General features: G+C 71.4%; 15 protein-coding genes. 8 read left to right on the top strand and 7 right to left on the bottom strand.

Annotation, left to right across the window (positions count from 1 at the left end):
- Positions 1-47: 47 nt before the first annotated feature.
- Entirely contained in the window at positions 48-1,250 is a 1,203-nt protein-coding gene (locus ACZ6ZP_RS15730) for an acyl-CoA dehydrogenase family protein (RefSeq protein ID WP_383824155.1), read from the top strand.
- Between the two features lie 41 nt (positions 1,251-1,291).
- Entirely contained in the window at positions 1,292-2,431 is a 1,140-nt protein-coding gene (locus tag ACZ6ZP_RS15725) for a CaiB/BaiF CoA transferase family protein (RefSeq protein ID WP_469407097.1), read from the top strand.
- Here the strand turns inward: ACZ6ZP_RS15725 and ACZ6ZP_RS15720 are convergent.
- On the bottom strand, positions 2,428-3,792 hold the full coding sequence (locus ACZ6ZP_RS15720) for an FAD-dependent oxidoreductase (protein WP_351156148.1): 1,365 nt from the start codon (positions 3,790-3,792) through the stop codon (positions 2,428-2,430). The two genes, ACZ6ZP_RS15725 and ACZ6ZP_RS15720, sit on opposite strands and share 4 nt — an antisense overlap.
- Positions 3,793-4,130: 338 nt before the next feature.
- Between ACZ6ZP_RS15720 and ACZ6ZP_RS15715 the strand changes: the two genes are divergently transcribed.
- Positions 4,131-5,090 carry an SMP-30/gluconolactonase/LRE family protein gene (locus ACZ6ZP_RS15715; RefSeq protein WP_469407096.1) on the top strand — a complete coding sequence of 320 codons (960 nt, stop codon included), beginning with the start codon at positions 4,131-4,133 and terminating at the stop codon, positions 5,088-5,090.
- 93 nt (positions 5,091-5,183) lie between these two features.
- The gene (locus ACZ6ZP_RS15710) at positions 5,184-6,629 is read left to right on the top strand and encodes a glyceraldehyde-3-phosphate dehydrogenase (RefSeq protein WP_469407095.1); all 1,446 of its coding nucleotides are present in this window, start codon (positions 5,184-5,186) and stop codon (positions 6,627-6,629) included.
- A gap of 68 nt (positions 6,630-6,697) precedes the next feature.
- Here ACZ6ZP_RS15710 and ACZ6ZP_RS15705 read toward each other — a convergent pair whose 3' ends face one another.
- Both ACZ6ZP_RS15705 and ACZ6ZP_RS15700 read right to left on the bottom strand, forming a co-directional pair.
- Positions 6,698-8,197, bottom strand: coding sequence for an alpha/beta hydrolase (locus ACZ6ZP_RS15705; protein ID WP_469407093.1), 1,500 nt, complete (start codon positions 8,195-8,197; stop codon positions 6,698-6,700).
- A gap of 69 nt (positions 8,198-8,266) precedes the next feature.
- On the bottom strand, positions 8,267-8,602 hold the full coding sequence (locus ACZ6ZP_RS15700; RefSeq protein ID WP_469407092.1) for a DUF4190 domain-containing protein: 336 nt from the start codon (positions 8,600-8,602) through the stop codon (positions 8,267-8,269).
- 159 nt (positions 8,603-8,761) lie between these two features.
- Here ACZ6ZP_RS15700 and ACZ6ZP_RS15695 point away from each other — a divergent pair, with 159 nt between their 5' ends.
- Complete coding sequence (locus ACZ6ZP_RS15695; RefSeq protein WP_469407091.1) at positions 8,762-9,997, top strand: sensor histidine kinase; 1,236 nt, start codon at positions 8,762-8,764, stop codon at positions 9,995-9,997.
- A 26-nt stretch (positions 9,998-10,023) separates the two neighbouring features.
- Complete coding sequence (locus tag ACZ6ZP_RS15690) at positions 10,024-10,725, top strand: response regulator transcription factor (RefSeq protein WP_469407273.1); 702 nt, start codon at positions 10,024-10,026, stop codon at positions 10,723-10,725.
- A gap of 173 nt (positions 10,726-10,898) precedes the next feature.
- On the opposite strand, the gene ACZ6ZP_RS15685 is transcribed toward ACZ6ZP_RS15690, so the two are convergent.
- From ACZ6ZP_RS15685 to ACZ6ZP_RS15670, 4 genes are all read right to left on the bottom strand, one after another.
- Positions 10,899-12,161, bottom strand: a complete 1,263-nt coding sequence (locus ACZ6ZP_RS15685) for a PucR family transcriptional regulator (protein WP_351156164.1) — start codon at positions 12,159-12,161, stop codon at positions 10,899-10,901.
- A 75-nt stretch (positions 12,162-12,236) separates the two neighbouring features.
- Positions 12,237-14,849, bottom strand: a complete 2,613-nt coding sequence (locus tag ACZ6ZP_RS15680; RefSeq protein ID WP_469407090.1) for a helix-turn-helix transcriptional regulator — start codon at positions 14,847-14,849, stop codon at positions 12,237-12,239.
- Between the two features lie 183 nt (positions 14,850-15,032).
- Complete coding sequence (gene bdeA, locus ACZ6ZP_RS15675) at positions 15,033-15,929, bottom strand: bis(hydroxyethyl) terephthalate hydrolase (protein WP_361464763.1); 897 nt, start codon at positions 15,927-15,929, stop codon at positions 15,033-15,035.
- Positions 15,930-16,091: 162 nt separating this feature from the next.
- Positions 16,092-18,434 carry a collagenase gene (locus ACZ6ZP_RS15670; protein WP_469407089.1) on the bottom strand — a complete coding sequence of 781 codons (2,343 nt, stop codon included), beginning with the start codon at positions 18,432-18,434 and terminating at the stop codon, positions 16,092-16,094.
- Positions 18,435-18,767: 333 nt separating this feature from the next.
- On the opposite strand from ACZ6ZP_RS15670, the gene ACZ6ZP_RS15665 reads away from it, so the two are divergent.
- Complete coding sequence (locus ACZ6ZP_RS15665; RefSeq protein ID WP_351156175.1) at positions 18,768-19,439, top strand: GntR family transcriptional regulator; 672 nt, start codon at positions 18,768-18,770, stop codon at positions 19,437-19,439.
- Positions 19,440-19,590: 151 nt separating this feature from the next.
- Positions 19,591-22,293, top strand: coding sequence for a discoidin domain-containing protein (locus ACZ6ZP_RS15660; protein WP_469407087.1), 2,703 nt, complete (start codon positions 19,591-19,593; stop codon positions 22,291-22,293).
- Positions 22,294-22,333 lie beyond the last annotated feature (40 nt).

Here is a 22,333-nt window from a genome sequence, read left to right as displayed (position 1 = left end):
CCATCCGCGCACCCAGCCCCCTCCCCCTGAACGAGGAACGACCGGACATGACCTTCTCCCTGCGCCCCACCTACGACGACCCCTACCTGGCCGACCTCGTCGACCGGCTGCGCGACTACCTGGACGGCGAACTCGCCGACCATGAACGCCAGCGCGGCCTCACCCACGAGAGCCGCCTGACGCGCGCCGACCTCGAACCCATCTGGCGCCGCAGCCGCGAGCTCGGCTTCTACGGCATCCACCTGCCCGAGGAGTACGGCGGCCAGAACCTCACCTTCACCCAACTCGCCGCGCTCAAGGAGGAGATCGGGGCCAGTGGCCGGGTCCTCGCCCACAGCGTCCTGGGCGACATGGGCGGTCCGCTGCGCGCCGGTGACATCCTCAAGCACGCCACCGACCACCAGCTCGCCAAGTACCTGCTGCCCCTGGTCCGCGGCGAGCGCGCCTGCTGCTTCTCCCTCACGGAGACCGACGCGGGCTCCGACGTCCGCTCCATGCGCACCACGGCCGTCCGTGACGCCGACGGCGAGGGCTACCGGCTGACAGGCCACAAGGTGTTCTCGTCGGCCGGACCGTTCGCCGACTTCGCCATCGTCGTGGCCCGCATGGCCGGAACCGGCGAACAAGAAGGCGACAAGCCGCGGTTCTCCGCCTTCCTCGTCGATCTCGACAGCCCCGGATGCCGTGTCGAGGACGGCGCGACGCCGATGTCCGGCGAGCACATCGAGAGCGACATCGTCCTGGACGACTGCCACGTCCCCGCCGCCAACCTCCTGGGCGAGGAGGGCAAGGGCATGCGCATCGCGCTCGGCCGCGTCACCACCAACCGGCTGCTGCACTGCCCCACCGTCATCGGCGCCACCCGCCGCGCCATCGACCTGACCCTGGACCGCACCCGCCACCGCAAGGTCGCGGGCGGCAAGCCCTTGCTCGCGCTGCAGGCCATCCAGCACAAGGTCGCGGACATGGCCACGGAGTTCTACGCGGCCCGCTCCATGACGTACGCGGCGCTCGCGGCACTGGACAAGGGCGGCGACGCGCACGCCGAGGCGTTCATGTGCAAGCTCTTCGTCGCCGAGTCCGCCTTCCGGATCCTCGACGAGGCCGTCCAGATCCACGGCAAGGAAGGCCTCACCCAGGGCAACGAGATCGAGTTCCTGTTCCGCAAGATCCGCATGTTCCGCATCCTCACCGGGACCTCCGAGATCCAGCGCAACGGCATCGCCAAGCTCCTGGCGTTTCAGGTCTGACCCGCCCGTCCCCTGTTCCCGCCCCCCGGAAGGTGTGCACCATGCGGTCCCCCAACCCCTCGGCGGAGCCGACCTGGTCCGCGCTGGCGGGCAAGCGCGTCCTGGATCTCTCCCGGCTGCTGCCGGGCCCGTACGCCACGTCCCTGCTGGCAGACCTCGGCGCTGATGTGATCAAGATCGAGGATCCGACGACCGGGGGCGATCCGGTCCGCCTGGCCCCCGCCCTGTTCGCCGCCCTCAACCGCAACAAGCGGTCCGTCACGCTCGACCTGCGCGCCGCGGACGACCGGGAGACGTTCCTGCGTCTGGTCCGCACGGCCGACGCGGTGGTGGAGAGCTTCCGCCCCGGGACACTCGACCGGCTCGGCCTCGGCCACGACGTGCTGCGCTCGGCCAACCCACGCATCACACTGTGCTCGCTCAGCGGCTTCGGCCAGAGCGGCCCCTACGCCGGCAGGCCCGGCCACGAGCTCAACTTCCTCGGCCTGTCCGGGTTCTTCGCCGTGCCCGGCCGGCTCGACGGGCGGGTCACCCGGCCCGGGGTCCGCATCGGTGACATGGCAGGGGCCATGCACGCCGCCCTCGCACTGGCGGCCGCCCTGGCGGGAGGCGGCGAGGGCCAGCACATCGATGTGTCGCTCAGCGAGTCGATCACCGCCTGGTGCTCGCTGTTCGCCCTGCCGCTGCTCGACGTCGACGACCCCTTGGACGCCGGTCTGGTCCAAGGGGACAACGACATCTTCACGACGGCGGACGGCAAGCTGCTGTCCCTCGCGACCTTCGAGGACAAGTTCTGGCTCCGCCTGCGCACCGGCCTCGCCGCCGAGTTCCCGGTCCTGGACACCCCCGCCTACGACCGTCGCGCCGCCCGCACGGCGGCCAAGCAGGAGGTCCACGACCTGTTGTCGCAGGTCTTCGCGGCCCGTGACCACGCCTGGTGGCACGAGCGCCTCACCGCGCTCGACGCGCCCTGGGCCCCCGTGTTCACCGACCCCGCCGAGCTCCTGGCGGACCCACAGGCCCGGGCACGCGAACTCTTCGAGGAGTCACACGCGCCCGGTGCCGGGCCGCAGGCACGGTTCCCCGTCATCTTCGGCGCCGGCCTGGAGACCTTCCGCCGGGTGGCCCCCCGGCTGGGCGAGCACACACAGGACGTACTGGGGGAACTCGGGACCTCTTAGGCGCCGCTCGCCTTGAGCATGTCCTCGCGCTCGACGATCTTCACGCGCTCGCGCTCCTCCGCCTCGCCGAGTGCCTTCTCCGCGGCGTCGAGGCGGTACCAGCCCTCCCAGGTGGTGAAGCGGACGTTCCGCTCGCCGAGGAAGGTGTCCACGGCCGCAGGCTCGGGGGCCGTGGGCGTGTGCAGACGGGCGTTCGCGTGGTCGTCCAGGAGACTGGCGACCGTCTCGTTGGCGTCGCCCTTGGTGTGGCCGATCAGGCCGACGGGACCGCGGCGGATCCAGCCGGTGACGTACGTCGACTGGAGGTGCTCGCCGGTCTCCTCGATGACCCGGCCGCCCTTGTCCGGCACCGTGCCCGACGCGACGTCCCAGGGCAGCTTGGGCAGCTCGTCGGAGAGGTAGCCCACGGCGCGGTAGACGGAGCCGAGGTCCCAGTCCTTGAACTCGCCGGTTCCCTTGACGTTGCCCGTGCCGTCGAGCGCGGTGCGCTCGGTGCGCAGGCCGACGACCTTGCCGTCCTCGCCGAGGATCTCGGTCGGCGACTCGAAGAAGTGCAGGAACAGTTTGTGCGGGCGGTCGCCGACGTCGCGGATCGCCCAGTTCTCCAGCGTCTTCGCCACCATGTCGGCCTGCTTGTTGCCGCGCCGGGTCGCGATCGAGCCGTCGTCGTAGTCGATGTCCTCGGGGTCGACGATGACCTCGATGTTCGGGGAGTGGTCGAGCTCCCGCAGCTCGAGCGGGCTGAACTTGGCCTGCGCGGGGCCACGGCGGCCGAAGACGTGGACCTCACGCGTCTTGTTGGCCTTGAGGCCCTCGTGGACGTTCGGCGGGATCTCGGTCGGCAGGAGCTCTTCCGCGGTCTTGGCCAGGATGCGGGCCACGTCGAGCGCCACGTTGCCGACGCCGAGCACGGCGACCTTCTCCGCGTCGAGCGGCCAGGTGCGCGGCACGTCCGGGTGCCCGTCGTACCAGGAGACGAAGTCCGCGGCGCCGTGCGAGCCGTCCAGCTCGATGCCGGGGATGTCGAGGGCCCGGTCGGCCGTCGCGCCGGTCGAGAAGATCACCGCGTCGTAAAAGCTGCGCAGGTCGTCCAGGTCGATGTCGTTCGGGTAGTCGACGTTGCCGAAGAAGCGGATCTGCGGCTTGTCGAGGACCTGGTGCAGGGCCGTGACGATGCCCTTGATCCGGGGGTGGTCGGGGGCGACGCCGTAGCGGATGAGGCCGAAGGGCGCGGGCATCCGCTCGAAGAGGTCGATCGACACACCGGGCTCGACCGCCACTGCGGATTTCAGCAGCGCGTCGGCGGCGTAGATGCCGGCCGGACCGGCTCCGACAACAGCTACCCGCAGAGGGCGAGACATGATCAGGTTTCCCTTCGAGCGAAGACAGAGGGCTCGTCGGGAAGCCTAAACTAAGGCAATCCTAAGTTAGTACCCGGGCTGGATCTATGGACCCATAAGGCCGACTTATGGGGTCGCGTAGGCAGGGTTTGACCCGCGCGAGGCGGACGCACAGGCCCACGAGGCGGTGTCGCTCCGAAAGGCGCGTGGCGATGCGGGCGGGACGCGAGGGAACTCCGGCGGGTGACGCCGCGTTGTCAACTCACCTGGCTCGCCCGCGAGTTGGGGCCGAGCCCGTCGCAGAGTTCGCAGACTCCCGCCCCCGCTCCTCTCCCCTCTCTTCACGGAGGCCCGGAACCATGACCCGTAGTCACCGGAATCACACCCAGCCGTCCCGGCGCACCATCATCGGCGGCGGCGCCGTCGCGGCCCTCGCGGTGGCGACCGGCACCGCAACGGCCGGCGCCGCCACCGCCGCACAGGGCGCCACCTGGCCGACCGAGTTCCCGCTCCCCGACGGCTTCCTTCCCGAGGGGATCGCCATCGGCAGAAAGCCGTACGCCTACATGGGCTCGCGCGCCAACGGCGCCGTCTACCGCACCGACCTGCGCACCGGCCGGGGCGAGGTCTTCTACGAGGGCGCCGCAGGCACGGTCGCGGTCGGCCTGAAGCTGGACGACGACGGCCTGCTCTACGTCGCCGGGAACACCGGAGTGGCGCGGGTCATCGACACCCGCAGCGGCAAGCTGGTGGCCACGTACCAACTGACGGAGGCGGCGGGCCACTTCATCAACGACGTCGCCCTCCTCGGCGACCGCGCCTGGTTCACCGACTCGCGCGACAACGCCCTGTACGGCGTCCCGCGCGGCCGCAAGGGCGAGGTGCGCACCCTGAGGCTCGGCGGGGACTGGGTGCAGACGCCGGACGTGATCAACGCGAACGGCATCGTCGGCACCCCGGACGGCCGAGGGCTGATCGTCGTCAGCAGCTCACCGGGCAAGCTCTACCGCGTACACCTCAAGACCGGGCACGCCACCGAGATCACCCTGATCGGCGCGGCGAACGTGGTCAACGGCGACGGCCTGCTGCGCATCGGCCGCACGCTGTATGTCGTACAGAACCGGCTGAACCTCATCAGTGTGTTCGACCTCGACACCAGGGCCGGCACCGCCACACTGCGCCGCACGATCACCGATCCCCGCTTCGACGTCCCCACCACAGCGGCCCGCTGGGGCGATCGCCTCTACCTCGTCAACGCCCGGTTCACCAGCCCGCAGGAGCCCGGGACGACGTTCAACGCCGTCGCCGTCCGTCTTTGAATCCTCCCTGAGGCGGGCTGGGCGGCACCGATTGAAAGATCAAAGTGGCTCCGGGTTAGCATATGAGCGCCGCCTAGCTCGAAAGATAAACCTGTGACTGTCAATGACGACTCGTTCACCAACTGGAAGAACCGCGAGGAGATCGCGGAGTCGATGATCCCGATCATCGGGAAGCTGCACCGGGAGCGGGACGTCACCGTCCTGCTCCACAGCCGCTCCTTGGTGAACAAGTCGGTGGTCAGCCTCCTCAAGACCCACCGATTCGCCCGCCAGATCGCCGGTGCGGAACTCTCCGTCACCGAGACGCTGCCGTTCCTGCAGACGCTCACCACGCTCGATCTCGGTCCGTCCCAGATCGACGTCGGCCTGCTCGCCGAGGCGTACAGGACCGACGGCCGCGGTCTGTCGGTGGCGGAGTTCACCGCCGAGGCCGTCGCCGGCGCGACGGGCGCCAACAAGATCGAGAGCCGCGAGGGACGCGACGTCGTCCTCTACGGCTTCGGCCGCATCGGCCGCCTCGTCGCCCGCCTGCTCATCGAGAAGGCCGGCTCCGGCAACGGACTGCGCCTGCGCGCCGTCGTCGTCCGTCAGGGCGGCGAGCAGGACATCGTCAAGCGCGCCTCGCTGCTGCGCCGTGACTCCATCCACGGCCAGTTCCAGGGCACGATCACCGTCGACGAGGCGAACAGCACGATCATCGCCAACGGCAACGAGATCAAGGTGATCTACGCCAACGACCCCTCCGAGGTCGACTACACGGCGTACGGCATCAAGGACGCCATCCTCATCGACAACACCGGCAAGTGGCGCGACCGCGAGGGGCTCTCCAAGCACCTGCGCCCCGGTGTCGACAAGGTCGTCCTGACCGCGCCGGGCAAGGGCGACGTCCCGAACATCGTGCACGGCGTCAACCACGACACGATCAAGCCGGACGAGCAGATCCTGTCCTGCGCCTCCTGCACCACGAACGCGATCGTGCCGCCGCTGAAGGCCATGGCCGACGAGTACGGCGTGCTGCGCGGCCACGTGGAGACCGTCCACTCGTTCACGAACGACCAGAACCTCCTGGACAACTTCCACAAGGCCGACCGCCGCGGCCGCTCCGCGCCGCTGAACATGGTGATCACGGAGACCGGTGCGGCCTCGGCCGTCGCCAAGGCGCTGCCCGACCTGAAGGCGCCGATCACCGGCAGCTCGATCCGCGTCCCCGTCCCGGACGTCTCGATCGCCATCCTGAGCCTGCGCCTGGGCCGCGAGACCACCCGCGAGGAGGTCCTCGACCACCTCCGCGACATCTCGCTGCACTCGCCGCTGAAGCGCCAGATCGACTTCACGACCGCTCCGGACGCCGTCTCCATGGACTTCGTCGGCTCGCGCCACTCGTCGATCGTCGACGCGGGCGCGACCAAGGTCGACGGCGACAACGCGATCCTCTACCTCTGGTACGACAACGAGTTCGGCTACTCGTGCCAGGTCATCCGCGTCGTCCAGCACATCTCCGGGGTCGAGTACCCGACGTACCCGGTGCCGGTGGTCTGATCCGGGCTCCGTGAGGTGGGGCCTTCCGTCGATGGAAGGCCCCACCCAGGAAGCGCGCGCGTTTACGCCTACTGCCCGGCAGGCGCTCGGCAGGTCAGGTCCTTGGCCGGGAGCCTGCCCGTGGTCAGGTAGACCGTGGCGCTCTTGTCCGCGCAGGAGTTGGTGCCGTTGACGATGTGGCCCTCTCCGCCGGCGACCGTGACCATCCGGGATCCGCGCAGGGCCCGGTGCATGGACTGGCCTCCGGCCGGGGGCGTTTGAGGGTCCCACTCGTTCTGCAGGATGAGCGCACGGACCCCGTTGGCCACTGTTGCCCTGGGTTCGCTGCCAGGCTTCCAGAAGGCACACGGCTTGATGTTGGACTCGAAGTCGCCGGACAGCGGGTACCGGGCCTTGTCGCGGATCGCGTCGCGGCGGTACTGCTCGGGGTCGCGCGGCCACGACGTGCGGGTGTCGGCGCAGAGAACGGCCCAGGCACTCGCGGTTTCGTTGTCCGATGGGACGTCACGGGATGACGTCGGCCGGCGGGGGCCCGGGACCTGCTCGGGCGTGCCGGACGGAGCCGGCTTCTTGCCCTCGGCCGCCGTCTTCAGTTCGGCGATCCATGTGGCGGCCTTCTCAACGCGGGAGAACGTGGCGCGCTGAGCGCGGATGGCGTCACCGGTGAAGAGCGTCCCACCGTGATCGATGGGTTCGCGGTCGGCCTGGGCGACGAGGTCCCAGAACGTCTTGCGGACCTCGGCCGGGGTGCGGCCCAGTTCATACGTCGCGTGTCGCCGGGCAGTCCATTGGGTCCATCGCGTGAAGGCGGGCCCGGCCCGCTCCGCCATCGCCCGGAACATGCCCCGCCCGTACCGCGCGGGGCCGACCGCACTGTCCAACACGAACCGGTCGGTTCGCCGGGGGAACATCTGCGCGTAGACGGCGCCGAGGTAGGTGCCGTAGGAGAACCCCACGTAGGAGATCTTCTTCTCTCCCAGCACGGCACGGATGACGTCCATGTCGCGGGCGGTGTTGCGGGTGGTGAGGTGGCGCAGCCTGTCACCCTCCTTGGCCCGGCACTTGTCGGCCACCGTGCGAGCCCACTCCACGTCCTTCGCGAAGGACTCACTCTTGTACGGGCGCTCCAACTCCTGTTCATCGGCGGTCAGTCCGCAGCTGACGGGCGAACTCCGGCCGACACCCCTCGGGTCGAACCCGATGAGGTCGTACTGTCTCGTCACTTCCCTGGAGAAGTCCGCTACTCCGCTGACGGGCAGATCCAGGCCCGGCCCGCCAGGACCGCCGGGGTTGAGCAACAGAATGCCGCGTCGTTCCTTCGGGCTGATTGCCTTGAGCCGGGATATCGCGATGTCCGTCTTCTTGCCTCCGGGATCGCTGTAGTTCAGCGGCACCTTGAGTGTCGCGCACTGATAGGTGGCGGGGTTCTTCGCGTCGCAGCGCTGCCACCGTGGTGCCTGTTGGGTGTATTGCCGCAGAGGGTCCTTGGCCGCGGATGCCCCAGACATAGAAGAGGTCGTGGCGGGTGTAAATGCCGTAAGGAGAGTCGCCGCGGTACCGACGACCATGAGAGACGCAATTCGCGTGTTTCGCACAGTGATGCTCGTCCTTGCTGGGAAGAAGTCGCCCGACGCCGGTCAATTCCCGGTGAGCTGCTGGTGGACGCACTGCTTGTACTGCTGGAAGCTGTCGGGCTGGTAGCACTCCTGCGTCTTGTTGGCGTACCAGACGAAGAAGACGGTGACCAGGACGGACACCGCGATCGCGATGGCCGACGTCACCACGCCGGTGAGGGCCTTGCCCCGGCCGATACCGGTCCGCTTGGCCGTCGTCAGGGCGACGATGCCCAGAATCAGGCCGATGCCGCCGAACACGCCGCCGATGAAGAAGACCGACGTACTCAAGCCGATGACGCCGAGCACCAGGGCGGCCCCGGCCAAGCCGTTGGCCGATGCCGTGTGATGCGGTGGCATCTCTATTCCTTGCGCGTTCATCAAACGTCCTCCGGTCAAAGGTTCAGGGCACGATCCTGGCTTCCGGCATCGCGGATGCGCATCGCGGAAAGGCGGGAGAAGGTGCTCCCTCGATCGGGGGAGGCCATCGCTGAACTGCCCGGTCATACTGGGGCGACAATGATCAGGGGACTCCGGCCGCTGCTGCGCGGCTCCACGTATTCGGGCATGCTGTTCGCCTATTGCGGCGCGTTGGCGAGCCTTCCGCTGCTGCCGTTCGCCGTGCTGCCGACGTTGGCATGGCCATCCGCTCCCTATGGAGTACAGGCCGTCTTGGTCCTCCTGGTCTGGGCGGCACTGATCGGCTCGGTCGGCCTTGCCCGCACCACGCGGCGGGCACTGGTCGCGTTCGCCCGCCAACTTCTGAGGGTGTCCTTGCCGACCCCTGCCGCCGTGCCGTCCGGCGCCGACCGTTGGCGAACTCCCCTCTGGCTGCTGCTGCACGTGGCGCTGGGGTGGACGGGGGCGCTGACGAGCGGCGTGCTGGTCCTGACGGGGATCGCCCTCCCCGGAGGCTGGCTCGGTGCCGAAGCCGGGCTGAGTCTGTCCGGCCGGTCGCTGCGGTCCGACGGCGGATGGCGGAGCTGGGTGGTGGCGCTCTGCTGCCTGCTGCTCGCGGCGGTCGTGTGCGTGGTGGTGACGAGTGTGCTGCGGCGGCTGGCGCCCGGGCTCCTGGGTCCTTCGTCGGCCGAGCGGCTCGCGCTGATGGCCGAGCGGGAGCAGCGCCTCGCCGAACGCAACAGGCTGGCCCACGAGTTGCACGACTCGATCGGGCACACGCTGACCGCGACCACGATCCAGGCGGCGGTCGCGGGCGAGGTACTGTCCGCCGACCCGGTGGCGGCACGGGCCGCGCTGCGCAGCATCGAGGAGTCGTCCAGGGCCGCCCTTGAGGACCTGGATTACGTACTGGGCGTACTGCGCGAGGAGAAGGCGGAGACGGCACCGACCCGGACCCTGGCCGACCTGCCCGAGCTGCTCGACCGGTTGCGGCACGCGGGCGCGGTCCTTGACGTGGAGCTGTCCGGCGAGCCGGCGCAGGTACGGGGGACGCTCTCCCGGGCCGCGTACCGGATTCTCCAGGAAGGGCTGACGAACGCGTTGCGGCACGGGGCGGGCGGTCCGATCGGGGTCCGGGTGGCTGCCCTGCCGGACTGCCTTGAGCTCGGTGTGGTCAATGGTGTGGTCAGTGGGGCGGGCACGCGTTCGGGCGCGGGTGTCTTCCGGACGTCCGGGAACGGCCTGCCCGGCCTTGCCGAGCGCGTGCGGCTGCTGCACGGTGAGATCGAGGCCGGCCCGGACGGGCCGCGGCACTGGCGCCTCGCGGTCCGGCTGCCGGTACGGGTCGCGGCATGACCGCCGCCGACGCGGGCTCGGCCGCCATGACGGGCGCCGACTCCCGCCCCGCCGCCACCAGCCCTGCCCCTGCCCCCGTCACCCTCTTGATCGCGGACGACGACGAGGTGACCCGCAGCGGTCTGCGCACCTTGCTCGCGGCGCAGCCGGGGATCTCGGTGGTCGGCGAGGCCGCCGACGGCGTCGAGGCGGTCGAGCAGGCGCGGCGGCTGCGCCCCGACGTGGTCCTGATGGATGTACGGATGCCGCGCCGCAACGGCATCGAGGCCACCCGGCACCTCCTCGCCGATTCGGCACAACCGCCGAAGGTCGTGATGATCACCACCTTCGAGAACGACGGCTATGTCACCGCTGCGCTCAGCGCGGGGGCCAGCGGGTTCGTGCTCAAGCGGCTTCCGGTCCGGCAGATCGCCGAGGCGGTACGGGTGGTGGCGGCGGGGGAGGCGATCCTGTTCCCGGCAGCCCTGCGCCGGATGGTCGCCGCCCGCCCGCTGGGCTCCGCGGAGGCGTTGCCGAAGGCTGCGCTGACGGAGCGGGAGGAGGAGGTGCTGCGGCTGATGGCGACCGGCCTGTCGAACCCGGAGATCGCGGCGTCGCTCATGGTGAGCCTGGAGACGGTGAAGACGCACGTCGGGAACGTGCTGCTCAAGCTCGGTGCGCAGAACCGGACCCATGCGGTGGTGATCGCGTACGAATCAGGTCTGGTGGTGCCGGGGTTCACCGGCTGATCTGGCGGTGCCGGGGTTTACCGGCTGATCTGGTGGTGCCGGGGTTCACCGGCTGACGCGCGACACGGCCCGCGCGATCGCCACCGACTCAGGTGCCGCGCGGACGGCACCGCTGCGCACCGAGCCCGGATTTCGGCATACCCGTAGGACCCGCTACCACCGCCGTCGCACGCTCACCCTCCCAGCAGCCTGCGGGCCCCCAGCGCGAGCGAGATCTCCACGAGGTCGCCGACCCGGGTGAGGCTGCGGCCGGTCAACTGCTCGACGCGTCGCAGCCGGTTGAGGACGGTGTTGCGGTGGCAGTAGAGGCGGGCGCCCGCGCGCTGCGCGGAGCCGTCGCTCTCCAGCCAGACGACGAGCGTGTCGAGGAGGAGTTCCCGGTCGGCGGGGTCGAGGGAGCGCAGCGGACCGAGGACGCGTTCGGCCAGCGCCTCCGCCAGCTCGGGTGACGAGACGACGAGGGCATCGGGCAGGCGTTCGTCCAGGAGCACGGCGCCGCCGCTGCGGGGGCAGGCGCGCAGCGCCGTGTCGGCGAGGCGGCGGGCGTGCGGGACGGCGGCGAGGCCCTCCACGGGTGAGCCGATGCCGGCGCGGGCCCCGACCGGCAGGGCCAGACCCGCGCTGAGCGCGGACAGTTCGGCCGCCGGGTCGCCCTCGGCGTCGCCGAGCAGCACCAGGGCGTACTGCACCCCGGACGCAGCGTGGCGCAGCGTCCGTGTCCCTGTCGGCAGGGTGAGGCGGCTGTCCTCCCCCGCCACGGCGATCACGGCGTACCACCCGTCCTCGGGCAGCCCAAGGACGTCGGCGGCGGTGGGCAGGTCGGTGAGGCGGGCGCTGCCGTCCAGGAGGCCCGCCGTCAGCAGCCGCAGCCGGTTCTCGTGCTGCCAGGCCATGCGGCGCTCGGTGCGGCGGTAGGCGTCGGCGACGACACCGCAGTGCTCGTCGACGAAGTTCCATACGTCCGTGGCGACATGGATGAGCAGCCGCATGTCGTCGGGGTTGCCGCGCGAGACCTCGTCGACCAAACCCTGCCACACCATCGCGCCGCCGAGCCGGAAGGCGTGCAGCAACGCGTCCAGCGGCAGGCCCCGTTCGGCGCGTACCCCGGCGATCTGCATGGACGTGCGGTGGGCGGCCTCCCGGGTCTCCCCCGGCTGGAGGAGCGAGGTGACGCTGTGCCGCAGGGAGCGGTGCACCTCCTGCCAGACCTCGGTGGGCCGGGCCTCGATGTCCGCGCGATAGGCAGGCTCCTGCTCGCCCAGTTCCGCGACGAGCCGGTCGGTCATCGTGGCCAGGTCGCGGAGCAGGGCGCGGGCCGCCCGGTGCAGCACGGCGACCGCCTCGGAGTCCAGGAGCGAACGTGAGCCGGGTGCGAGCGGGCTGATGGCGGGCACTTCGTGCAGGGGCCCGACCCGTGACCGCAGAACGTGTGGCATGGGGCCTCCACGGGGAGTGTGCGCACTGCCGGATCTTCCTGACGCCCGAAGAATGGCATACCGCCCAGTCGGTACCTAGAGGTGTGCGGCAATCTCCTCATCACGGTCCGGCAACCCTCCGTCGCCGGCGAGCAGTCGCGACAGCTCGACGCGGGAGCGGACGCCCAGCGCGGCGAACACATTGCGCAGGTGGTGGTCGACGGTGCGGTGGCTCACCGACAGGCGCACCGCCACCTCGCGGTTGGTGGCCCCCTCGGCCACATGACGGGCGATGCGCTGCTGTTGCGGGGTCAGCGCCTCCAGCGGCCCGGGGCCCGGCTCCCGCTCCCCCGCCACCGCCTCGCCCGCGGCGCGCAGTTCACCTCGGCTGCGGTCCGCCCAGGCGCGCGCCCCGCACCGCTCGAAGCCGACCAGCGCGTCCCGCAGCGGCCCGCGCGCCTCGCGGGTACGGCGCCTGCGGCGCAGCCACTGGCCGTACAGCAGCTGCGTACGGGCGCGTTCGAACTCGCCCGGCGTGCGGTCGTGGTGCGCCAGGGCGTTCTCGTACGCGGCGGCCGTGTGCTGCGGCGGCGCCAGCAGGGCGCGGCAGCGGGCCAGTTGGGCCGGAGCGAGCCGGTCGGCGGTGGCCCCGGCCCAGCGGGTGAACTCCGCCGTGGCGTCGCGGGCCTCCGCGGTACGCCCGGCCTGGACGGCGGCTTCCACGAAGCAGGGGACGGCCAGCATCCGCACGGCGAAGTGCCCGCACCTGGGCCCCGGGGCGACCAGCGGGGCCAGCCGGGCGGCCGCGTCCCCCGGGCGCCCGGCGGCGAGATCCGCTCGGGCGACGGCCCAGACGGCGAGCGTGGCGGCCTGGGCGAGACCGTGCGGCCCCGCGCCCGCCGCGGCGGCTGCCGCGTGCGCCGTACACGCTTCCGCGTCGCCCTCCACGGACGCGGCGAGGGCGAGGACGGCGTGCAACGAGACGGCGACGTTGGGCTGCCCGGTGCGCCGCGCGGCCCTGAGCCCTTCCAGGGCGTGGGCCCGGGCCCTGGTGTGCCGGCCCGCACGCAGTTCTCCGTACGCCAGGTGCTCCAGGGCGCGCGGCAGCAGGACCTCGGGGCCAAAAGCGCGTACGGCCGCGAGCGCTCGGGCGCCCGCTCCGCAGGCGGCCTCGACCTCGCCGACGACCAGGGCCGCGGCTCCGGCGCGCAGCAGCCCGGCCGCGTCGCCCGTCGCGGGTACGTCGTCCAGGCAGCCGCGCAGCAGGGCGTGCCCCTCGGCGGTGCGGCCCGCGAGGACCGCGCACATCCCGGCGCGGTACGCCTCGAGGGCCGGGTCGTCGGTGCAGGCGGGGACCCGTGTCATCGCCTCCCGGTAGGCCACGGCGTCGCCCATCGCCCAGGCCGCCTCCGCCGCGCCGATCAGGGCGTGGCGGGCCGGTTCGGGCGGGAGCAGCACGGCGGCGGTGATCAGCTCCTCCCTGGCGTCGGCGGCCGGTCCGTCGGCGAGGGACAACAAGCCGCGCACCCGGTGGACGCCGCCGTGGGCGGGGACGGCGGCGGTGCGGGCGAGCAGGGCGCGGGCCCGTACGGGGTCCCCGGCGAGACGGGACGCCTCCGCCGCGGCGGCGAGCCGGTCGGTGCGCAGCGTCGGGTCGGCGGTGAGCGCCGCGGCGCGGGCCAGGGCGGCGGACCGCTCGGCGTGCGGGTGCGGTGCGATCGCGGCTTCGGCGAGGTCCCCGGCGAGCCGCGCGTCGTGGTCCCCTGCCGCGCAGGAGAGTTGGACCAGGCGCGAGAGGCGGTCCCGGCAGACCGCGGCGAGGCGGGCGTGGGCGGCTCCGCGCCGGGCGAGCGGGGCTCGGCGCAGCACCGCGCGGCGCAGGAGCGGGTGGGTGAAGTGGATACGCTCGCCCGCCGCCACGACCGCGCCGGCCGCTTCGGCGGGCGCGAGGCCGGAGGCGGCGCCGCCGGCCCGCAGCAGCAGGGCGAGGTCCGCGCCCGCGCCGTCGGGCTCGTGCTCCGCGGCTGCCGCGGCGAGCAGCAACAGGGCGCGCGCGTCGGCGGGCAGGGCGTCGATGCGGGCGGCGTACGCGTCGAGGAGGTCTTCGCCGCCGGGCAGGGGGTCGGGCAGCGGGGTGCGTCCGGCCAGCTGGTCGGGGGTGAGGGCCGCGGCGAGCGCGGTGAGCAGGCGCGGATTGCCCACGGCCTCGCGGATCAGCCAGGCGCCGACGACCGGGTCGGCCGAGCCCTGGGTGAGCCGGTCGAGCAGCGCGGCGGACGCGGTGTCGTCGAGCGGGCCCAGGCGCAGCGTGACCGGCCCGCCCAACTCCCCTGCGCCTGCGTGGTGTTCGGCGACGGTGAGCAGGGCGGCAACGGGTCTCTCGGTGGGCAGGCGGCGAAGGTCGGCCAGGAGGGCGGACCGGGCCGCCGACGGCCAGGCGTGGATGTCGTCGACGCAGACGAGCAGCGGGCCCTGCCGTGGCAGCGCCGCGGGAACGGTCAGCTGGACCGACGGGACCGGGGGACAGATGTCCCGCGCGTGCTCCACGAGTGCGGTGCGGCCCAGGCCGGGCTGCGCGGCCAGCACGAGCGCGCCGCCGCGACCGGCCCGCAAGCGCCCCACCAGGGATTCCACGGCGGCGATCTCCTCGCGGCGGCCGTGGAGCTCGGGGGGCCGGAGCGCGCCGGGTACGGTCGTCGAAAGAGTCACGCCCGCACGTTACTTCCGCGTAACACAGCCCGGAAGCCCCGCGTCCGCGCGGCTGGGCACGCTCCCAACGGCCACCGCGTTCGGGTGTGCGCGGGCACAGTCCCCGGGTTCGGGCACTGCACACGTCGTCCGCCGCCGGCTGACCGGCGACGGACGACGGGCCCCCATGACGGGTCATCAGGCTCAGGAGGTGTGGGGGCAGTTGCCCCGGTACTCCTCGATGGTGAGGCTCGGCCTCGGCAGCGGGCAGAGGAACTGTTCGTAGCGGGTGTCGTTGTCGATGAACCGCTTCAGCCAGGAAATGCTGTACTTCGCGATCGTCGTGTTGGAGGAGTTCGGCGTGAAGTGGGAGGCGCCGTTGAGCTCCAGGTACGCCTTGTCCAGGCTGCTCGGCAGCGACTGGTAGAAGGGCTCGGAGTGGCTGGAGACAGGGGCGACGGTGTCACCGTCCGCGCCGACGACGAGAGTCGGCGTCCGCAGCTCGGGCCAGGTCGTGTCGAGGTTCCATCCTGTCAGCGGGATCGCCGCCTTCAGCGAGGTGCGGCTCTTGGCGGCCTCCAGGGTGCCACCGCCGCCCATCGAGTGCCCCATCACGCCGAGCCGTGAGGCGTCCACGCGGCCCCGCACCGAGCTCGACTTCGTCAAGTAGTCGAGTGCTGCCAGGAGTTGGCGTCCCCGGCTGTCGGGCTGGTCGAGCGTCGTGTTGGTGTCGATGGTGAAGACCACGAAGCCCTGGGAGGCGAGCCGCGGGCCGAGCCAGGCGATGCTCGACTGGTACGCGGTGAAGCCCGGGGATATGACGACCGCGCCGAAGGTGCCGTCGGCGGTGGACGTCGGGTAGTAGACGGTGCCGCCGCCGAAGCCGGACACGCTCAGCGACGAGACGCTGGTCTGCGAGACGGCGTAGGAGCCGCGCGACGCCTCGATGCTGGAGACGGTCGGTGCGGGGCCTCGTTCGTACGGGTTCTCGGCGGCGGCCTGGGCGCCGGGCGCGAGGCCGGTGCCCAGGAGGCCGGCGGTGGCGACCGCGGCGGCCAGAGCGGCCCGCACCACAGGGCGGGAGAAGACGTGCAGGCGCACGGAGGGGTCCTCTCGGTCATGGCGGAACCGGCCGGGAGGAGAAGGAGACGCCCCGGTGGAGACCGCCGTGTTCGTTGGCGGTCCCCACCGTGGCGGTGCCCGCGGTGTGCGGACATCGGCTAAATCACCGGTGTCGTAGGGGTGTCGGGCGTGTCGGGCGTGTCAGCCGCGCAGCGGGCCCTCGCAGGCGTAGTCCGATGTCCCGGCGCGCCCGTTGGTCCAGATGTCGACCTCGCCGAAGGTGCAGTTCATGTCGGTGAGGTTGTTCTCGCCCCCTGCGGCGCGGTCGAGGATGTAGGCGTCGACGGTCTCGGACATGTCCTTGAAGACGAGGTCGGGGTCGGCCGCGTCGCCGAGGTTCGCGGTGATCCGGCCGGTGCACACGAAGCGCGGGCGCGCGGGGGCACCGGTGGAGCGGCAGTCGGGCGTGATGCCGGTCGTCGCCACGAACGAGGAGCGGATCTGGTCGGCGGTGGCGGCGCGCAGCTGGTCGACGGGGACGTACTTGGTGTCGGGGACGAACAGGTCGTCGACGTGCGCGATCTGCTTGTCGAGGAACGCGTCGTAGGCGCTCTGCAGCCCGGCGTCGCGGCCGAGGCGGTCGCGCCAGGCGTCGAAGGCACCGGGGTTGTCGGAGCGCAGGTGACGGTACATCTCCTTGATGAGCGCGGGGCGTTCGGTCCACAGGAACTCGAAGAACGCGCCCGCGTAGTCGTAGAAGCGGAAGCCGTCCCCGTCGTAGGTGGCGTGCAGCAGCTGGTCGACGCTCATGCGCGGCCCGCCGCCCGCGGTGTCGTCGATGATGCCCTGGATCAGGGACTTGCGGACCTTGATGCCGTCGTCGCGGGTGGCGCCGTCGAAGAACTCCGCCGTGCCCTCGTCCATCGCCGTCGTCCGGTCGCCCTCGTACCACGGCCCCTCGCCGAAGAATCCGGGCACCGCCCAGCGGCCGTTCAGGTAGTGCGTGTACTCGTGGCGGAACAGCTCCTCGAGGGTGAGCGAGGAGTCCTGCGGCACGCGCCGCTGGTAGGTGTAGAAGGTCGCGCCCCGCTCGATGTAGACGCCGCCGTTGTCGGTGCCCATGCCGGTGAGCAGCGGGTGGTAGTTCTCGTAGTCGGCGCGTGAGGCGTACAGGACGGTGTTCAGGGTGGTGTTGGGGTCGCCGCCCAGCGGCTCCTGGGTGCCGACGACGCGGTGGAACTGGGCCTTGACCTGCTTGCTCGCGTAGTAGAGCTGGTCGACGGTGTCGCGGTCGAGTGCGGTGCGGACCTTCAGGCCGCCGGCGTCGTAGGCGTAGGTCTGCGGGAAGAGGCGGCGCTCGATGTCGGCTCTGCACACCTTGTACGGCTTGCAGGCGTCGAACTCGATCAGCCAGGTGACGACCTTCGCCCACGGTGCGCTGCCGTCACCGAAGTTGCGCACGGTGGTGTCCAGGAGCGGGCCGAGCCCGGCGACGATCTCGGTGCGCAGGGCGTCGATCTGGCCCATGCGGCCGTACTCGCTCAGCGCGTCGCGCACCACCCAGGCGTTGGTCCTGCCCTTGAGGTGGGTGTGTCCGGCGAAGGCCTTGAAGGCGGCGCGGTAGGAGGCGTCGGCGGCCACCGCGGCGCGGAAGGCGGTGTCCTGGTTGCCGGGGTAGACCCCGAGGTAGTTCAGGGTGAGCGCGGAGAGGGCCGCGCCGCCCCAGCTGGCGTCCTGTGCGGTGTCGGGGTGGGCGGCATCCATGGTCGCCAGGACCCTTTTGACGAGCGGGAGTTGATGCTGGCGAAGCCCCGTCGCGCTGGCCGCGGTCAGCGCCTCGCGCAGCGTCTCGGCGTTGGAGCGGGTGACGTCGAAGGCACGGGCGGACGCGCCGAAGGCGTCCACGGCCTGGCGCATCGAGGCCAGGGTCGACGGGTCGGTGATGTCGACCTCGTCGTGCGAGAACGCCTGGTACGAGACGGCATGCAGGTACGTGAACATCTCGAGCAGGTGGCTGCCGTTGGTGCCGTCGTGCGATGCGGCGAGCCGGCTGATGCGCTGCGAGACGGCCTGGATGTGGGCGCGCGACATGACCGGGGCGAGGCGCTGGTCCCAGGTCCAGATGAGACCGCGCAGACAGCCGTCGGCCGTGACGGCCGGATCGGCGAGGAACGCGGTGAACTCCGCGGGCGACAGGCCCTTGACGCCGTCGAGGGTGCACGGCACCGACGTCTTGCCGACGGTGGCGCGGGGCACGTCGGCCGCACCCTTCGTCTTCTTCGTACGGGGGCCGGGCACGCGGCCGTCGCGGAGTCCGCCGGGGGCGGGGAGCTTCCGGGCGACCGGCTTCGGGGCGCTGGCACGACGGTCCACCCGGTCGAACGGGCTCGGGGCCTCGGGTCCCGGCGCGGCGGGCGAGGCGGTGGCCGGACGCCGGTCGGGAGCGGGGCCGTCCGCGCCGACGGCGGGTGCGGCCGTGGCGCACAGCGTCACGGATATCGCCGCGGCGACCACGGATCTGCGCAGGGTTCGGGGTTGGTGCACGACAGGCTCCTGGTGTGTGGGAGGTGGGGCAAGCAGTGCGTGCGCATGGCGAGGAGGGGCTTCCCGGCATCAACTGCCGGGCCGCCAGCGGTCCTTGAGGAGCGAGGGTCACGCCATGTGATGCGTAACGTAGTAATGTGAAATGGTACTGACAACCCCTCAGACGCCGGGACGGTTCGCAACTCCCCTACCGCGCCGGGCCGTTCACCCAGGCCGCGTGCTCTGAGGGCGCACCAGATCCTGGGGCGAAAACAACGTGACATTGTACGCTGGTGATCTACTCGGGCGCGGGGGCGCGGGCCCCGACGTGCGGGCCACGAAGGGATCACCACCATGGGCCACCTCCCACAGCGCACCCTCGTCACTCCCCGGGAGCGGCTGCGCGACCAGGTCGCCCACCATCTGCGGGCGGCCCTGATCTCCGGTGAACTCAGGCCCGGCGAGGTCTATTCGGCGCCCGTCCTCGCCGAGGACTTCGGGATCTCCGCGACGCCGGTGCGCGAGGCGATGCTCGATCTGGCCCGCGAGGGCCTGGTGGAGCCGGTCCGCAACAAGGGCTTCAGGGTCACCGAGGTCAATGAGCGCGACCTCGACCAGTACACCGAGATCCGCACCCTGATCGAGGTTCCCATGATCGGCCGCATCACCCGCTCCGCGTCGCGCGCGGAGCTCGAGCGGCTGCGTCCCGTGGCCGACGAGATCGTGCGCGCGGCCCGCGACCACGACCTCATCGGCTATCTGGAGGCCGACCGGCAGTTCCACCTCTCCCTGCTCGCGCTCGGCGGCAACGAACGGCTCGTCGAGACCGTCGGTGATCTGCGCAAGCGCGCCCGCCTGTACGGACTGACGGCGCTGGACGAGCGCGGCCGGCTCATCCCGTCGGCGCAGGAGCACATCGAGCTCCTGGACCTGATGGTGGCGGGCGACACCGAAGGGGCGGAACAGTGCATGACGCGCCATCTCGGGCACGTGCGCTCGTTGTGGGCGCGGGGCGACAAGGACTAGGGCCGAGGACACGCGCCGAGAACCTGGTCCAATGGCGGGCCTTACTCGCGAGTTCGTTTGATTCTTCAACACAGTGCGCGATTCATTGACGCGGACCGTTCACATCTTTATGGTCGCCTGACCTTCCCCGGCGACCCCGCAACGGAGCACAATGAGGTCCCTCCCCCGCACGGCCCGGTTCATCGCACCCCTCCTCGTGGGTGTGCTGGCGGCGGCCGTTCCCCCCACCGCGGCGGCCGACATCGCGACCCCGAGAACCGAAGAGCCGACGACGCCCTCCCCCGCCGACGGCTGGACGCTGACGTCGAACCGTCTCGACGCGAAGGACACGTACCACGCCTTCGTCGGCAACGGCTATCTCGGTCAGCGCGTCGCGCCCAACGGAGCCGGTTACGCCGACTCCGACGCCAAGACCGGATGGCCGCTGTTCACCCCCCGCTACGACGGCTCCTTCGTGTCCGGCCTCTACGCGCACAACAAGGACACCACCGAGAACCGCCAGGTGGCAGCCGCCATCCCCACCTGGACCCCTCTCACGGTTTCCACCGGCGGACCCGACTCCGAGACGTTCACCTCGGCGACTAAGGCCTCCCGGATCTCGCACTACCGGCAGAGCCTCGACCTGCGCCGCGGCCTGGTGCGGACCGAGCTCACCTGGACGGCGGCCGACGGCCGGGCCACCGACCTCACCTACGACGTCCTCGCGGACCGCGCCAACCCGCACGTCGGCGCCGTACGACTGCGCATGACCCCGCACTGGAACGGCAGCGCGAAGGTCACCGACCGCATCGACGGCCGCGGCGCCCGGCGCGTGACGCCCACCGGCGGCGGCGCCCGCACCGGAGGGCACACCATGGCCGTGGGGTTCCGTACGCAGGGCACGAAGACCGAAGGCACGGTCGCGTCGACACTCCGGGCCGGGCACGGCGTGCGTACAGGAAATGAACAAACCTCAGCTCGCGGCCGCGAGTTGAGCGCCCAGCAGACAGTCGGTGTCCCCGTCCGGTCCGGCCGGACCTATGAGCTCACCAAGTACGTCGGCGTCGACACCGCGCTGACCTCCCGCGCCCCCGAGCACGCCGCTGTCACGGCCTCGCAGCGTGCGGCCGGGCGTGGCTGGGACGCCCTGTTCGCCGGGCACACCGCCGCCTGGCGCAAGCTGTGGCGCAGCGACATCGAGGTGCCCCGGCAGAGCGACCAGGGCGAACTCCAGTCGTGGGTGCGGTCCGCGCAGTACGGGCTGCTTTCCAGCACCCGCACCGGCTCGGCCAACAGCATCTCCCCCACCGGTCTGAGCAGCGACAACTACGCGGGGCTCGTCTTCTGGGACGCGGAGACCTGGATGTACCCGGCGCTGCTCGCCGCCCACCCCGACCTCGCCAAGTCCGTGGTGGACTACCGCTACCGCACCCGGCACGGCGCCCGCGCCAATGCCGAGAAGCTCGGCCACCCCGGCCTCTTCTACCCCTGGACCAGCGCGAGCAAGGGCGACCTCACGTCCGAGTGCCACAGCGTCGACCCGCCGCACTGCCGCACCCAGAACCACCTGCAGAGCGACATCGCCCTGGCCACCTGGCAGTACTACCTCGCTACCAAGGACACCCAGTGGCTGCGCACCCGTGGCTGGCCGGTGATCCGAGGGATCGCCGAGTTCTGGGCCGACCGCGCCACGCGCAACGCCGACGGCAGCTACTCCATCAAGGACGTCGCAGGGCCCGACGAGTACAGCAACGGCGTCGACGACGGCGTCTTCACCAACGCGGGCGCCGCCACCACCCTGCGCACCGCCTCCCGCGTCGCGAAGATCCTCGGCGAGGACGCACCGGCGAGCTGGCACACCGTCGCGGACAAGCTGCGCATCCCCTACGACAAGAAGAAGCAGGTCTTCCAGCAGTACGACGGCTACCAGGGCTCGGTCATCAAGCAGGCGGACACCGTGCTCCTGATGTACCCGCTGGAGTGGCCGATGTCGAAGCAGGCCGCCACCAACACCCTCGACTACTACGCGGCCCGCACCGACCCCGACGGCCCCGCCATGACGGACTCGGTGCACGCCATCGACGCCGCCGCCATCGGCGAGCCCGGCTGTTCCGCGTACACCTACCTGGAGCGTTCCATCCGGCCCTTCACGCGCGGTCCGTTCAACCTCTTCTCGGAGGCGCGCGGCGACAAGGCGGGAGCCTCCGACCCGCTGTCGGGCTCCCCGGCGCAGAACTTCACGACCGGCCAGGGCGGCTTCCTCCAGGTCTTCACCAACGGCCTGACCGGGCAGCGGATGCGTGAGAACAGCGTGCACCTCGACCCGATGCTGCCGCCGCAGCTGTCCCAGGGCGTCAAGCTCAACGGGCAGCACTGGCAGGGGCGTACGTACGACATCGCCATCGGCGCCCACGAGACGACGGTGCGCCTCACCCACGGCAAGCCCTTCGAGATCGAGACCCCGCAGGGCAAGCAGGTCGTCAGTCAGGGCGCGCCCGCGCACATCAAGACCCGCCGCCCGGACCTGGAGCCCACCGACAACCTCGCCAGGTGCCATGCGGCGAAGGCGACTTCGGAGCAGCCCGGTCAGTACGCGAACGCCGCACTCGACGGCAGCACCGCCACCGCCTGGGTCCCCGACACCACCCGCGCCACTCTCACCGCGGACCTCGGCGAGGTCTCCCGGATCTCCAAGATCACCCCGCACTGGACGGACGTGAAGCCGGCGAAGCACACGGTGCAGACGTCGCGCGACGGGCAGCACTGGAACACCGCCTCGCCGGACGGAGGATCGGCCCGCTACGTCCGGGTGAGGTTCACCTCCAAGGACGCGAAGAAGCCCGCGGGAATCCAGGAGTTGACCGTCGGCCGATAGGTCACGGCTGGAGCGGCGGGGGAGGCACGAAAACCGGTGC

It is taken from the genome of Streptomyces sp. NPDC054047 (assembly GCF_055585065.1).
This window is presented reverse-complemented; position numbering and strand designations above follow the sequence as displayed.

Bases quoted from the DNA above. Each gene is read 5' to 3' on its own strand.
- ACZ6ZP_RS15725 (WP_469407097.1), top strand. From the start codon at position 1,292: ATGCGGTCCCCCAACCCCTCGGCGGAGCCGACCTGGTCCGCGCTGGCG.
- ACZ6ZP_RS15715 (WP_469407096.1), top strand. From the start codon at position 4,131: ATGACCCGTAGTCACCGGAATCACACCCAGCCGTCCCGGCGCACCATC.
- ACZ6ZP_RS15705 (WP_469407093.1), bottom strand. From the start codon at position 8,197: ATGGTCGTCGGTACCGCGGCGACTCTCCTTACGGCATTTACACCCGCC.
- ACZ6ZP_RS15690 (WP_469407273.1), top strand. From the start codon at position 10,024: ATGACGGGCGCCGACTCCCGCCCCGCCGCCACCAGCCCTGCCCCTGCC.
- ACZ6ZP_RS15660 (WP_469407087.1), top strand. From the start codon at position 19,591: ATGAGGTCCCTCCCCCGCACGGCCCGGTTCATCGCACCCCTCCTCGTG.
- ACZ6ZP_RS15720 (WP_351156148.1), bottom strand. From the start codon at position 3,792: ATGTCTCGCCCTCTGCGGGTAGCTGTTGTCGGAGCCGGTCCGGCCGGC.
- ACZ6ZP_RS15685 (WP_351156164.1), bottom strand. From the start codon at position 12,161: ATGCCACACGTTCTGCGGTCACGGGTCGGGCCCCTGCACGAAGTGCCC.
- ACZ6ZP_RS15665 (WP_351156175.1), top strand. From the start codon at position 18,768: ATGGGCCACCTCCCACAGCGCACCCTCGTCACTCCCCGGGAGCGGCTG.
- ACZ6ZP_RS15730 (WP_383824155.1), top strand. From the start codon at position 48: ATGACCTTCTCCCTGCGCCCCACCTACGACGACCCCTACCTGGCCGAC.
- ACZ6ZP_RS15700 (WP_469407092.1), bottom strand. From the start codon at position 8,602: ATGCCACCGCATCACACGGCATCGGCCAACGGCTTGGCCGGGGCCGCC.
- ACZ6ZP_RS15695 (WP_469407091.1), top strand. From the start codon at position 8,762: ATGATCAGGGGACTCCGGCCGCTGCTGCGCGGCTCCACGTATTCGGGC.